Source organism: Neobacillus sp. S1227, assembly GCF_055385255.1.
On record NZ_AP038276.1, the window covers coordinates 1,089,357 to 1,102,402 of the forward strand.

At 42.5% G+C, this 13,046-nt stretch carries 11 protein-coding genes; 7 read left to right on the forward strand and 4 right to left on the reverse strand.

The window, feature by feature from the left end:
* The first annotated feature begins 1 nt into the window (after position 1).
* From efeB to ACZ5AE_RS05525, 4 genes are all read left to right on the forward strand, one after another.
* On the forward strand, positions 2-1,291 hold the full coding sequence (gene efeB, locus ACZ5AE_RS05510) for an iron uptake transporter deferrochelatase/peroxidase subunit (protein ID WP_464570231.1): 1,290 nt from the start codon (positions 2-4) through the stop codon (positions 1,289-1,291).
* Positions 1,292-1,347: 56 nt separating this feature from the next.
* Complete coding sequence (locus ACZ5AE_RS05515; RefSeq protein ID WP_464570233.1) at positions 1,348-3,060, forward strand: FTR1 family iron permease; 1,713 nt, start codon at positions 1,348-1,350, stop codon at positions 3,058-3,060.
* Between the two features lie 106 nt (positions 3,061-3,166).
* Positions 3,167-4,501, forward strand: a complete 1,335-nt coding sequence (locus ACZ5AE_RS05520) for a polysaccharide biosynthesis protein (protein ID WP_464570235.1) — start codon at positions 3,167-3,169, stop codon at positions 4,499-4,501.
* 76 nt (positions 4,502-4,577) lie between these two features.
* Positions 4,578-6,263 (forward strand): aromatic amino acid hydroxylase, encoded by a 1,686-nt coding sequence (locus tag ACZ5AE_RS05525; RefSeq protein WP_464570237.1) that lies wholly within the window; start codon positions 4,578-4,580, stop codon positions 6,261-6,263.
* A gap of 65 nt (positions 6,264-6,328) precedes the next feature.
* Here the strand turns inward: ACZ5AE_RS05525 and ACZ5AE_RS05530 are convergent, their stop codons facing one another.
* From ACZ5AE_RS05530 to ACZ5AE_RS05540, 3 genes are all read right to left on the reverse strand, one after another.
* Complete coding sequence (locus ACZ5AE_RS05530; protein WP_464573549.1) at positions 6,329-6,940, reverse strand: Bax inhibitor-1/YccA family protein; 612 nt, start codon at positions 6,938-6,940, stop codon at positions 6,329-6,331.
* 81 nt (positions 6,941-7,021) lie between these two features.
* On the reverse strand, positions 7,022-7,414 hold the full coding sequence (gene mscL / locus ACZ5AE_RS05535; protein ID WP_464570239.1) for a large-conductance mechanosensitive channel protein MscL: 393 nt from the start codon (positions 7,412-7,414) through the stop codon (positions 7,022-7,024).
* 79 nt (positions 7,415-7,493) lie between these two features.
* A complete protein-coding gene (locus tag ACZ5AE_RS05540; RefSeq protein ID WP_464570241.1) occupies positions 7,494-8,996 on the reverse strand; it encodes a LuxR C-terminal-related transcriptional regulator in 1,503 nt (500 codons plus the stop codon).
* A 205-nt stretch (positions 8,997-9,201) separates the two neighbouring features.
* On the opposite strand from ACZ5AE_RS05540, the gene ACZ5AE_RS05545 reads away from it, so the two are divergent.
* From ACZ5AE_RS05545 to ACZ5AE_RS05555, 3 genes are read left to right on the forward strand one after another with little or no spacing between them, the layout of a single operon-like run.
* A complete protein-coding gene (locus ACZ5AE_RS05545) occupies positions 9,202-9,771 on the forward strand; it encodes a DUF6230 family protein (RefSeq protein WP_464570243.1) in 570 nt (189 codons plus the stop codon).
* 13 nt (positions 9,772-9,784) lie between these two features.
* Positions 9,785-10,174: a DUF6114 domain-containing protein gene (locus ACZ5AE_RS05550; protein WP_464570245.1), complete on the forward strand. Its 390-nt coding sequence runs from the start codon at positions 9,785-9,787 to the stop codon at positions 10,172-10,174.
* Between the two features lie 13 nt (positions 10,175-10,187).
* Entirely contained in the window at positions 10,188-11,417 is a 1,230-nt protein-coding gene (locus ACZ5AE_RS05555; protein ID WP_464570247.1) for a hypothetical protein, read from the forward strand.
* Between the two features lie 40 nt (positions 11,418-11,457).
* Here the strand turns inward: ACZ5AE_RS05555 and ACZ5AE_RS05560 are convergent, their stop codons facing one another.
* Positions 11,458-12,690 carry an aminopeptidase gene (locus ACZ5AE_RS05560; RefSeq protein WP_464570249.1) on the reverse strand — a complete coding sequence of 411 codons (1,233 nt, stop codon included), beginning with the start codon at positions 12,688-12,690 and terminating at the stop codon, positions 11,458-11,460.
* Positions 12,691-13,046 lie beyond the last annotated feature (356 nt).

Sequence of the window (13,046 nt, forward strand, 5' to 3'; positions counted from 1 at the left end):
CATGTCAAATACTGAGAAGACAACCGAAGCTTCAATAACAGCAAAGAAATTCTCACGCAGGGATATTTTAAAAACAGCAGGTGTTGGCGGAGTCGGGGTTTTGATTGGAGCATCTGGATTAGGAGGTATCCTTTCCAGCAACGAAAGCCAAGCAACCGGCACTGGTAAAACAGACATCGTTCCGTTTTACGGAGAACACCAAAGCGGCATCACAACTAAAACTCAAAATCATCTTTATTTTGCAGCCTTGGATGTTTCAGCTGCCAAAAAAGAGGAATTAACAAAACTCTTTCAGGACTGGACAAAAGCAGCGGCACTAATGATGGAGGGAAAACCTGTCGGTGACCTCTCTAGTAATGAATTCCTGCCGCCAAAAGACACCGGGGAAGCGGAAGGCTTATCGGCATCAAACCTGACAATCACCTTTGGTGTAGGACCAAGTCTTTTTCTAAAGGACGGCAAAGATCGCTTTGGGCTTAAAGATAAGCAGCCAGAAGAGTTAACGGACCTTCCAAAATTTCCGCTTGATGCATTAGAACCGGAATGGACGGGCGGCGACCTTTGTATTCAAGCATGTGCTGATGACCCGCAAGTCGCTTTTCATGCGGTTCGCAATCTGATTAGGATTGCCAGAGGGAAAGCAATCTTAAGATGGGCCCAGCCGGGATTCCAGCGATCAAAGCAAGCTGATCCAAAAGAGGAAACGCCGCGGAACCTGTTTGGCTTCAAGGATGGAACGGTAAATCCGGATGTTAGCAACGTGGAACAAATGAATCAACAGGTGTGGGTTCAGCCTGGAGATGGCCCGGATTGGCTCGCAGGCGGCAGTTACATGGTGGTAAGGAAAATTGCAATGCATATCGAGGTTTGGGACCGTACGAACTTAAGGGAACAAGAGAATACCTTTGGCCGCTATCGGGACAATGGAGCACCGCTTGGCCAGAAAAAGGAATTTGAAAAACTGGATTTAAAGAAAAAGGATGATAAGGGTGAATATTACATCCCGGCGGATTCACACGTCCGCCTTTCACACGGGGACGGCAATCAGCAAATTCTTCGAAGGGCCTATTCCTATTCCAATGGCATGGATATCAAAACAGGAAGCTTTGATGCAGGGCTTTTGTTCATTTGTTTTCAGCGGAAACCTAGCAAGCAATTTATCCCGATTCAAGAGCGGCTTTCAAAATTGGATAAATTAAATGAATATACGACCCACCGCGGCAGTGCTATGTTTGCTTGCCTGCCGGGATGCAAACAAGGCGGGTTTATCGGAGAAACACTTTTTCTTTAATGTTTTCCGTTTATTAGAGGAGAGAGGCATACATGTGGAGACCATTTTTACTAATAATGGCGTTGGTTTTATTTTTCCAGCCAGCTTATCATGGAACTGCGGCAGAAAATCATGATGAGTTGTTTGTCCTGATTGGCGACAGTTTGATGAAAGCAAAAGCTGGTGATACAGCCGAAGTTTCCAATAATATAGAATCATTTGCAGCAGAGTGGAATTCCTTAAAGAAAGCGGACAGTAAACAGACGAAAAATGTGGACCAAGAGCTAAAAAAGGTTCAAAGCTTACTTAAGCAGGGGAATATTGATCAGGAGGAACTTGCGAAAGGGCTTTCTTCACTGTCAAGTGCGGTCATCAAATATGATGAAGAACAAAATCCTGTCGATAAAGACAAGGAAAAAGTGAAAGTTAAAGCCATGCTGCCGCTGATTGAAAAATTTCAACAGTCCATTGCACAAGGGAGCACAAATGGATTAAAGGCACAGTATCAGACGCTTATGAATCAGTGGACTGCATCAGAGAAAATTGTTCATGACGCAAGTATTGTATCTTATGGGAACATTGAAAAGTATACGGCATTAATTCGGATTGCGATTACGCAAGAACCGGCTGATTTTGATAAAGCTGAACAAAATTTGGAACTTTTGAAAACAGAAGTAGAAAATTTCTTGGCAGGAAAGGTTCAGAAGCAGGAAACAAAAAGCTATACATTAACAGACCTTACCCAATTATTGACCAACGCCGAAAATCAGATTGCAGGTAAAGATTATCAGCAGGCAGCGGATGAATTAAATGAAGTTCTCAACATCTGGCCAATGGTCGAAGGCGATGTTCAAACCAGAGACAGCAAGCTATACGGCGACTTGGAAACGAAAGTTCCAACAGCCATCAGCTTATTAAACTCAAAAACTGTTGATTCTGAAAAAGCGCTCTCCATCGTAAAGGACCTTAACGAGCGGTTGGCCCCATTAACCAGCAAAACGGACTATTCCTTATGGGATGCAGCCTTGATTCTTTTGCGTGAAGGCCTGGAGGGATTATTAATTGTTGCCACCTTAATTGCCTTTTTAAAGAAAATGGGGCAGGCGGCGAAGCAAAAGTGGATTTGGGCCGGAGTCGCTGCCGGGATTGTGGCAAGTGCAGTTTTGGCAGTTTTCATTAATATTATTTTTTCCAAAATTACCGCAGCTTCGAGCCGGGAATATATTGAGGGAATAACCGGTATTGTGGCTGTTGTGATGATGTTGACGGTCGGCGCATGGCTGCATAATAAATCAAGCATCGGCAGCTGGAATAAGTTTATAAACCAACAGATGCAGCAGGCGATTGCTAAAGGAAGTCTTATTTCCTTTGCGTTTATAAGCTTTTTGTCGGTTTTCCGTGAAGGAGCGGAGACGATTATCTTCTATGCGGGAATTACCCCTTATATCAGTTTGCAGCAGCTTATGCTGGGCATTGTGCTGGCCATTGTTATTCTTGCTGTTGTCGGCTTTGCGATTATTCATTACAGTGTGAAAATACCAATCAGCTTATTTTTTAAGGCCGCCACTATTTTAATCTATTTCTTGGCCTTTAAAATTCTAGGAATCAGCATTCATGCATTGCAGGTATCCAATATTCTGTCAACTAGTACGGTCCAAAACCTTCCATTTATTGATTGGCTCGGACTATATCCGACATGGGAAACGACTTTAACTCAGATTGCGTTGATACTGGTCATTATCTCAATGACTTGGTTTATAAGAAAGCGGACAGTAACTGCAGCCGCATAAAAAAGGGCCTTGCGTCCTTTTTTTTATGCTTCGGAAAAATCCCCTACTAATCCGAGAACTTGTCTCATAAGTTTATAAAAGTGAGATTGATAAAGGGGAATCCAAAATGGCTGTTTACTACAAGGGTATTTTCTTTTTGGCGGCGACCGCCTTTTTAGGTGAAGGAATTGAAGTCTTGGTTAATATGATTCTGGCGCGGGAATTGGGCTCCCATGGTCTCGGGCTGTATATGTCCATTCTTCCAACTGTTTTTCTCATTGTCTTGCTTTCGAGTTTCGAATTGCCTGTCTCCATTTCCAAATTTGTCGCGGAAAGGGAGGAACGCTATCATCGGAATATCCTCTATCATGCGATAACACTTACGATTGTCTTCACTAGTGTCTTATTGCTGGCAGGAACCGTCCTGATACCGTTTATCCCAATATTTGATACCTACCATCCGTACATCAGGTGGCTCGTGCTCCTCTTAATTCCGGTCATTTCCTTTACCTCCGTTGCCAGAGGCTATTTTATGGGCAGGCAGCAAATGGGGAAAATTGCAATTTCTAATTTCCTTAGGAAAGCCGTCCAACTTGGACTTTTGTTTGCGCTGTTCCGCCTTTTTAAATTTAGTGCGGAGACCTCATTGTTAGTGGCCCTTGGGACACTAATTGGCAGTGAAATTGTCGTTTTCCTTTATTTAATTTACATGTTCATGATTCAATATCATCACATGAAACGACAGCCGTTTTCTAATCTCAATCGCAAGCTTGTCAGGAAAAATTTAATGGCGGTTTCCATTCCAACTACGAGCATGCGCTTGTTTTCGGCTTTTACGGGTGCCATCCAGCCCTTTATTATCAAAGGGGCTTTGGTCCATGCAGGCCTGACTCAAACGCTTGCGACTGAACAGTTTGGGATGTTGATGGGGGTGGCGATGTCGATTGGCTTTTTCCCGGCGTTTATAGCCCATTCCTTGCTGATCGTTCTTATTCCGGCCGTTTCGAAAACCCATTCCGACCGGGATTACCCATCTCTTAGAAAGATGCTTCAGCAGGTAATGGTGCTTACCTTCGTCTACGGCATTTCGGCCGTTACAATTTTTTACTTTTTTGCACCAGAGCTGACCTCTTTATTTTTTAAATCAGAAACATCGGCTATTTACCTTCAGCTGCTCTGGCCGTTTTTCTTATTTCATTACTTCATTATGCCGCTTCAGGCGTTTATGATTGGACTGGATATGATTAAAGAAGCTTTTTTCCATATTATTTGGTCGACGGTCATCAGCTTTGCCCTAATCCTTTTACTTGGTTCGATGTATGAGTGGAGAATGAACGGTGTCATCATCGGTATGAATACGGGCTCTGTTTTATTATTCCTGATGCATTATGCCACCGTCTGCAAGAAAATCGGCCTATCCTTCTTCTTGAAGGGGGCTGTACCAAAAACTATGGACCGCTAGACAAAAGTACTTTTACAAAACGATATGTAATAATATTTTTATAGATAGATATTTTTTTAAAAAGGAGAAGGTCACAGTGAGCAATAAGATTCCTGTTCACCTGCAACAATATATTGCCAAGCAGCATTATCGTCATTATACGCCGATTAACCACGCTGTCTGGCGATTTGTCATGAGGCAGAACCATTCTAATTTGAAAAAAATTGCCCATCCTGCGTATGTAAAAGGTTTGAAGGATTCGGGGATAAATATCGAATCGATTCCCAGGGTCGAGGAAATGAATGAAAAATTGGCACGAGTAGGCTGGGGGGCTGTCGCGATAGACGGTTTGATTCCCGGCGCCGCTTTTTATAGCTTTTTAGAAAACCGCATTCTGCCAATCGCGACGGAAATACGAAAAATTGAAAATATCGCTTATACGCCTGCGCCCGATATTATCCATGAGGCGGCAGGACATGCTCCTATTCTCTTGGACTCGTCATACCGCGAGTTTGTTAGAAAAATAGGGGAAATGGGGGCGAAGGCACTTTCCAGCAAGGAAAAGCTGGAGGTATTTAAGACCGTCCGCCAATTAACGATTGTCGCAGAGGACCCGAAATCAACCCCTGAGCAGGTAAGGGATGCTGAAAATAGGGTAGCCGAGGCAAGGAAAAAGGTTAAGGGATTAACGGAAGCAGACAAAGTATCACGGCTTTTCTGGTGGACGGTTGAATATGGATTAATTGGCGACCTGGATCATCCGAAGATTTACGGGGCAGGGCTGCTTTCGTCAGTAGGGGAAAGTCAAAGCTGTCTTGCGGATAATGTACGGAAAATCCCATTTTCCGTTGAGGAATGTATCAACACCCCGTATGATGTGACCAAGCCGCAGCCGCAGTTATTTGTTTGTAACAGCTTTGCGGAATTGGCGGCAGAAATTGATGAATTCGCTGAAACCATGGCCTTCAGAAAAGGCGGCACGGAAAGTCTCGAAAAAGCATTAAGAACGGACGCAATCGCGACCGCTGTTTTTTCCTCAGGCCTGCAGGTAACTGGGACGCTGGCTGAGATTTTAAAGGATGAAAGTGGGGAAGCCGTTTATTTCCGGACCAAAGGGCCGACAGCGTTATCCTTTGATGATATACAGTTAATTGGTCATAGTACGGAAACCCACCGTAAAGGGTTTGGAACACCGATTGGCCGTTTAGCAGGTGGCATTGTTCTGGAGAATTGCAATCCGGAACAATTGCCTGCCCTGGGAATCTACGAGGACAGCCCAGCAATCCTGTGTTTTGAAAGCGGTATCAAAGTGGAAGGGATAGTTAAGAAGATTCTGCTTGCTGAGGGGAAACCGATTCTCATTTCATTTAAGGATTGTACGGTTAGCTTTAACAATCAACTTTTATTTAAGCCCGATTGGGGAACCTTTGACATGGCTGTTGGGGAAGGAATTACATCCGTTTTTGCAGGTGCTGCCGATCCGTACTCCTTTTTAGATATGCAGCCGGCAATGCCGTTTGAAGAAGAAAAGGTAAGGGATGGTGAAACCGAACTCGAAAGCCTATATGAATTGATTCGCCAGATTCGTGAAAGCTCGGATTGGAATGCGTCGGAGGTAGAGAAAATTATAGCACTCCTTGATGACGACTATCCAAATGAGTGGTTATTGCGGCTGGAAATTCTGGAGCTTTATCAATTACATGACGCAGGCCATTCTAATATTCAAAGATTATTAAGGACACTTCACGAAACGGGCCCCTTCCATCAAACAATTGATTCATAGGGGGCTGCAACTTATATAACAAAAGGAGCTTGAGGATAGTCTCAAGCTCCTTTTGTTATATAAAATTAGTCACGGCTATTCAAAATCCCGAAAATACGCAGGATGCTGATGAATAGGTTAACGAAATCCAAGTATAAGCTTAATGCCATCATCGGTACATCTTCCGGGCGGACACCGTAATGCTTCATTCGGCTGATATCAAAGAGGACATATCCGCTGAATACCAGTACCCCGATAAAGGAGTAAGCAAGCATCCCTGTTGAGCTTAACGGGAAGAAAATGTTAAAAATCGATATGGCCACTAACGCGAGCAATGCAGCGAGCAGGAATCCGCCTAGGAACGAGAAGTTCCGTTTGGATTTAGCCGCATAAATGGAAATCCCGCTAAACACGACAGTTGTTGTCGCAAAAGCCATGACGACGACATTAGCACCTGCAGTTGCTGCGTAATAAGCGACAATCGGATACAGGGTGATTCCCGAAATAAACGTAAAGACATAAAGGAAAGAGTAAGAAATGGCCTTCCTTCTTCTAAAGAAAACAGCAGCAAGAATCATGATGAATTCTAAAATAGCTAATGGCATAAATAAGGCAGGCGGAACATAAACACCGGCCATCGTTCCGACAAAGGCAATGGCAAGGGATAACGCAAAAGTCCGTAATACCGATGGCATCATTTCTGTCGAAGTTTGTGTATTATACAATTTATCTTCACCTCATAAATAATTTGCTTACATTAAAGATATACGAAAAAGTGGTCAAGGAGTTTCATTTTTTCGTAAAAAATCTTTGTCTTCTTTTAGCAAATCGCGAATCTCAGCAAGCAATTCCTCTGAGCGGTCTACTTTTACTGGTGCTTGCTCTTTTACCTCTTCCTTCTTCTTGAAACGGTTTAAAAATTTGATAAAAAGAAAAATCGTGAAGGCGATGATAAAAAAGTCGATAATATTTTGGATAAATATCCCATATTTAATACTTTTAAAGGCCAGATCTTTCACGTCTACTTGACCAGTTAATAAAACAATGATTGGCATAATCACATTATCAACTAACGAGGAAACGATTTTCCCAAAAGCTCCGCCGATTATCACACCAACTGCCAAGTCGATGACATTTCCTTTCATCGCGAATTGCTTAAACTCATTCCACATACATTTCTACCTCCATTAAAATGGTCTAATATTTAATTGTAACCATAAATTGCGTTTGTTCGCAACCGTGATAAAAGTCCTATGAAATCAACTTCATTTTAATCGCCTTAACAGCTGCATCCGTCCGGTTTTTTGCCTCTAGTTTTTGGATAATAACCGACACATAATCACGCACTGTGTAGCTGCTTAAATGGAGCTCTTTAGCTGCTTCACTTATGGAAGCCCCCTTGGCGATCAGTTTCAGCACGTCTTTCTCCCTAGGTGTTAACAATGTGTCAAAGCTTCCGAACTGCTGGAGTGCCTCATCCCAAATGGAAAACAGCAATTCCCCAGCGTAATGGCCAAATTTAATCAGTGTCGTTAAGGTTTGATTTGACACAAGAAAATCAGAATATTCCCCTTGGTCCAAGATGGCAATTCCAATCAGTTTGTTTTTTGTCGGAACAAAAATAGGCAGGACCACTAATGACCGTAGTTTAAATTCGTGAATATATTTTTCTGGCAGTACTTCTGCAGCATCGGGAAAATAGAGCGGCTGTGAATGTGTTAACGAATTTAGATACTTTTTAATTAGGGGAAGTTTAAAAATCTCCTCTCTAATTTGCTGAACAGACGATGTGCTGACATTATGACTGGAAACTCCAATCCCTTTTTCTTCATACTGATTATATAAAAATAAGGCGCAGCGTTCGAACGGCATATATTCAACCAGGCCAGTCGAAATCGCATTAACAGCATCGCCTGCACTGCGGGAAAGAAGCAGGTGCTGTAAAAATAAAAGCGAAGTATTTTTCCAATCAAGTTTGCTTTCCAAATGGTAAAGCTTTAGCTGACGAAGATACATTTCCTTAATAAAATCGATTTGCTGTTCTTTTGCTTGAAAGTTCTTATCTTCAAGGCAAATAAGCAGGGTGTCATTTAAGCAAGGAATTTGGATAAGGGGTGAATCACCCAAGTTTTGGCTTATTAATCTTTCCGTTGCCATGGATAGGTGGCCGATTTCCCGAGCCCTTAGGCTTTTACACATTTCAAGCAAATGCTTGTCAACTGGATTCTCATCGGAACAGACAACGCTATCGATGACATACTCATCTTTGTCCTTTTTCACAATGGCAACCCACTTCATAGGGAGAACATTGGTTTCCATAATAATTTTTGCGCTGTTCTCGTTTCGGTATTCCATGTCCTGACTGAGAAGTGCTTGGTCAAGTATTCTAATGAAAAAGGCTTGGATTGCCTGATGGTCCAAAAATTTGGACTCCGGATTTCTATCCAGAAGCTTGTGAAACATATTTTCAATGGTTGTGACAAGAGAAAGGGCTTCATATTCATCATACTTGCTGGAAAAACGCTTTTGCCATTCGGCAAGCAAGGATAGGATAAAAGAATCAGCATTAAGGTTTTTATTTTGAAATACATCTTTAATAGCGAACTGAATGATGACATCAATTTCATCTACTAAACTTTGATTGCGATATTTTAATGAGGGCATAAGTTCCTTCCACTCTTTTAAAAAGGGTGAACTTAGCTCGAAAATAATGGAAAGTCCTTTTAATAAAAGCCGCTCCACTTTTTCTTCCATAAACCTTCCACCTCCGGACAATCTATATTTATAAAATAATATGAATTGCGGAAATTTCCAATATGCCCATAGTAGTATTCCCCCGACATTTGACGGGGGTCCCTATAAATTTCCGATATTTTCAGTGATTGTAGTTGTCTTAAAAGAAGTGTAAGGTAAAGTAAGTTGTTATTATTTAAATATTCCGAATTGTAGGAGGGTTTTTATGGAGAATCCGGTTCAACTTGAAGGAACAATTAGTAAGAAAGCTTTCTGGTCTGCATTGACAGCGGGGTTTTTAGCCCTCGGACTGCTTATAGTGTCATTCGGCATTTCTGGTGTCGCTTATGCAGTTCCAATTGCTGGTGTAGGTGATTTCTATGTTGAGTTTGATAAATTAGAAGGGACGGGGTACACCTTCTATCCAAAGATGGGGGAAACAAGCTCAGAGGATTCTGCACCACAAGGAACAAACCTTATTGAAAATTTAACGATTACAAATTTGCAATTATATAAGGATTTTAAGGTAGGCAGTGAGTGGATCCGCGTCAAGATTCAGGCTTCCAAGCCAGTTCAAATCAGTGGACTGCAGCATGATGCTGGCCTTATTGAGGCAGATGCGAAATTCCAGAACCTGGTCCTCGAGGAAAATCACAGTGATGACTGGCAAAAGCAATTCCAGCAAAAATCATCCACTATCATATTAGAGCATGCCAAATTGAAAACTCATTATCTATTTCAGAAAACGATTAATATGAACGGTATGAAGCTGACTGTAGAAAGAATTAAAAAATAAGGAGGGAACTAGTATGAAAAAATGGCGAAAAAAGCGGCCGTTTTGGGGTGCACTGCTAACTATTGCAAGCGGGCTGATGATTTTATGGGTACCGTTAAACCTTTATCTAAGCACCTTCCTTCCTGGATCGATTGCCGTTATTGGTTTATTATTCGGCGGGCTGATTACGTTAATCGGAATCATTGCATTATTTTTCCCTAATGCGTCTCGAATTCTAGGGATTTTTACTATATTCCTAGCTATTTTATCAGTAATCGGGGCGTTAGGCGGGTTTCTCTTTGGAACAATCTTTGGAATTATCGGAGGTTCGCTCTTGACGGCATGGCACTTGGGACCGGCAAAAGTGAAGACAACAAAGTCAAGCGGTGTGGAAGAAACGGTTCAACACACGTTCACCTTCTAAAGGAGACCAAATTATGTGGTGGAAAAACAAATCTTTTTTGATAAGCTGCAGTCTTGTGATCATGTTTTTCTCGCTCTTCTCTTTTAGTTACGGTGCTAGGGCAGAAACAACACCCGATATGGAAGGCTTTATCATTGAGGCAGACCGGGTGGTTGGGACTGGGATGTCAGCTTTTGTTGTAGAGCGAGAAACATCCGCAACTGACAAAAAGCCGATGCTGCAAATTAAATATAAATCGGCCACGATATATGGAATGAAATTAACAAAGCGAGTTAATTCCGGAAACGGACCAATAAGCATTGTCTTAAATGCAAACGGACCAGTTACCGTATATGGCATGACAGTTGATATTTCGGCCATTTCCTTTAAAGGAGCCTGTATCCATGCCGCCGAAACAGTCCCTCAGGCAGGGATGGAAAATGTTACGATGGTGGCTCACTTTATGGAATCAGATGATAGCGTCATCAAACAATTGACCCTAAAAACAGCAGCCGGAAACGCTGGCCCTGAAAAGCCGGGACAGCTGCAAATCCTTCAAGATTTAAGTAAGCTTCCTTTGGAGCAATTGAAGAAGGAAATTGAAAACATCATGTCGGGACACCTGCCGCTAACCTGTGCAGATAGCAACACTGCTGGGGCTTCGGAGGATCTGGCTGGGAAAATTACTGACCCGCTTCAGGGCGTAATTGGAGGAATAACGGATCCGCTAAGTCCGGAGATAAAGCCATTAGAGCCGGTCTTGACGCCGCTAGAACCGGTTGTAAGTATACTTGATCCAGTTTTGAAACCTGTAGAGACCGTCTTGGATCCGGTCGTGCAGCAGTTGGAACCAGCTTTAGATCCACTTAAGCCTGCACTCAAACCGCTTGATCCGGTCGTGCAGCAGTTAGAACCTGTCATCAAACCTGTAGAACCGGTGGTAAACGGTACGGCTGCTACGGTAAATCAAACAGTGCAGACGGTATGTTCAAAGCTGCAGGCTGCGAACGGAGTAATCACGAAGGAAATGGGCTTGCAATTAATCGATGAGGGATTGGCGAAAAAGGTCGATCTAAATCAGGTATGTCCGACAGATACGACTCTGACTAACCAATTGGTAAAAATAGAAGAAAGCTTATTGAACACGCTGGGGATTTCAAAGTTGCTAGGATTACTGATTCCGAATGATCCTGTTTCGAAGCTTGCCAAAATGCGTAATGAGATTGTGAAAAAGCCCGATGGATCGGTCATTTATAGTCAATAGAAAAAGAGCAGGTGTGCCTGCTCTTTTATTTTTGATTGAATTAAAACGCCCAATTTCCTGCTTTAAAAATAGGTTCTGTCTGTCCATTTTCGGTGATGCCATCGATGTCCATTTCGGCTGAACCAATCATGAAATCAACGTGGGTAATGCTTTCATTCAGTCCATTTTCTTTTAGTTCATCGGCAGACATTTTCTTGCCGCCCTCAATACAGAAAGAATAGGCGCTGCCAATAGCAAGATGGTTTGAGGCGTTTTCATCAAACAAAGTGTTGAAGAAAAGAATGCTAGATTGGGAGATTGGGGAGTTATACGGAACTAATGCCACTTCACCCAGATAGCGAGAGCCTTCATCGGTTTCCACAAGATGCTTCAGAACTTCTTCTCCTTCCTCAGCTTTTACCCCGACAATTCTGCCGTTTTCAAAGGTAATTGAAAAACGGTCAATGATATTTCCGCCGTAGCTGAGCGGCTTTGTGCTAGCAACGGTGCCGTTTACGCCAGTTTTTAATGGAACCGTAAATACCTCTTCCGTTGGCATATTGGCCATAAATTCCACACCATTTTCGTTAACACTTCCAGCGCCAACCCACAGATGACTTTTCGGAAGCTCGATCGTTAAGTCAGTTCCAGGAGCTTTGTAATGCAGCTTTGCATATCGTTTTTCGTTGAGGTAGTTGACTTTTTTATGAAGATCTTCATCATGCTTTTTCCAGGCTTCGACCGGGTTTTCAGCATCCACACGGACAGCTTTAAAAATAGCATCCCAAAGCTTTTCAACCTGCGTTTCGGCAGGTTCGCTCGGAAACACCTTGGCAGCCCAGGCAGGAGACGCAGCGGCGACGACCGTCCAACTAACCTTGTCTGATTGAATCGCTTGACGATGCTTAGTCATTGCTTTTCCAGCAGCTTTTTGGAAATTGGCAATCCTCTGCGGGTCGACACCTTTTAGCAAGTCCGGACTCGAAGATACCACCGACATAAAGGCTGCCCCTTGACCGACTAATTCTTCCATTTCCCTTGCCCGCCATTGCGGGTATTCGTTGAATACATCATCCGGTGCTAGTTCATATTTAGTTCTCGTAACGAAATCATCGGCCCAGTTAACAACGACATTGCGGGCACCCGCTTCATAAGCTTTTTTGACGACCAAGCGGACAAACTCGGCAGAATCCAAGGAAGTGTTGACTACTAAGCTTTGGCCTTTTTGAATATTGACGCCAACTTTAACTGCAAGCTCCGCGTATTTTTCAAGGTTAGTTTGAAATTGACTCATATGTATAATCTCCTTTATCAGAATCTTCTTTTATTGTAGCGTTTTTATCTTAAAAAAGAAAATGATAGAGGGAATGTGTATTGCTAGACAAAAAAAACAGCAGGAACAGTGTTCCTACTGAAGTTTGCTTCCATAAACCTTTATATTAAAATATACCCCTGCGGAAAATAAAACGATAAATGTAATAATACCTGACAATGAAGTGGGAGCCATAAATGTTGACAATTCCACTTTGTCCACCGCCTTTGAAATATGTAGTGTTTACACTCTAAGTATAATACTAAAAGGGGTAATTGTGAATAATTTAGTACAATTTTTTGTCTGAAATTTGAACATTAATTAAAGGGACCCTGCTA

What these genes read in the sequence shown, in the direction of transcription:
- efeB (WP_464570231.1), top strand. Translation starts at nt 2, where the DNA reads ATGTCAAATACTGAGAAGACAACCGAAGCTTCAATAACAGCAAAGAAA.
- ACZ5AE_RS05515 (WP_464570233.1), top strand. Translation starts at nt 1,348, where the DNA reads ATGGCGTTGGTTTTATTTTTCCAGCCAGCTTATCATGGAACTGCGGCA.
- ACZ5AE_RS05520 (WP_464570235.1), top strand. Translation starts at nt 3,167, where the DNA reads ATGGCTGTTTACTACAAGGGTATTTTCTTTTTGGCGGCGACCGCCTTT.
- ACZ5AE_RS05530 (WP_464573549.1), bottom strand. Translation starts at nt 6,940, where the DNA reads ATGATGCCATCGGTATTACGGACTTTTGCGTTATCCCTTGCCATTGCC.
- mscL (WP_464570239.1), bottom strand. Translation starts at nt 7,414, where the DNA reads ATGTGGAATGAGTTTAAGCAATTCGCGATGAAAGGAAATGTCATCGAC.
- ACZ5AE_RS05540 (WP_464570241.1), bottom strand. Translation starts at nt 8,996, where the DNA reads ATGGAAGAAAAAGTGGAGCGGCTTTTATTAAAAGGACTTTCCATTATT.
- ACZ5AE_RS05545 (WP_464570243.1), top strand. Translation starts at nt 9,202, where the DNA reads ATGGAGAATCCGGTTCAACTTGAAGGAACAATTAGTAAGAAAGCTTTC.
- ACZ5AE_RS05550 (WP_464570245.1), top strand. Translation starts at nt 9,785, where the DNA reads ATGAAAAAATGGCGAAAAAAGCGGCCGTTTTGGGGTGCACTGCTAACT.
- ACZ5AE_RS05555 (WP_464570247.1), top strand. Translation starts at nt 10,188, where the DNA reads ATGTGGTGGAAAAACAAATCTTTTTTGATAAGCTGCAGTCTTGTGATC.
- ACZ5AE_RS05560 (WP_464570249.1), bottom strand. Translation starts at nt 12,690, where the DNA reads ATGAGTCAATTTCAAACTAACCTTGAAAAATACGCGGAGCTTGCAGTT.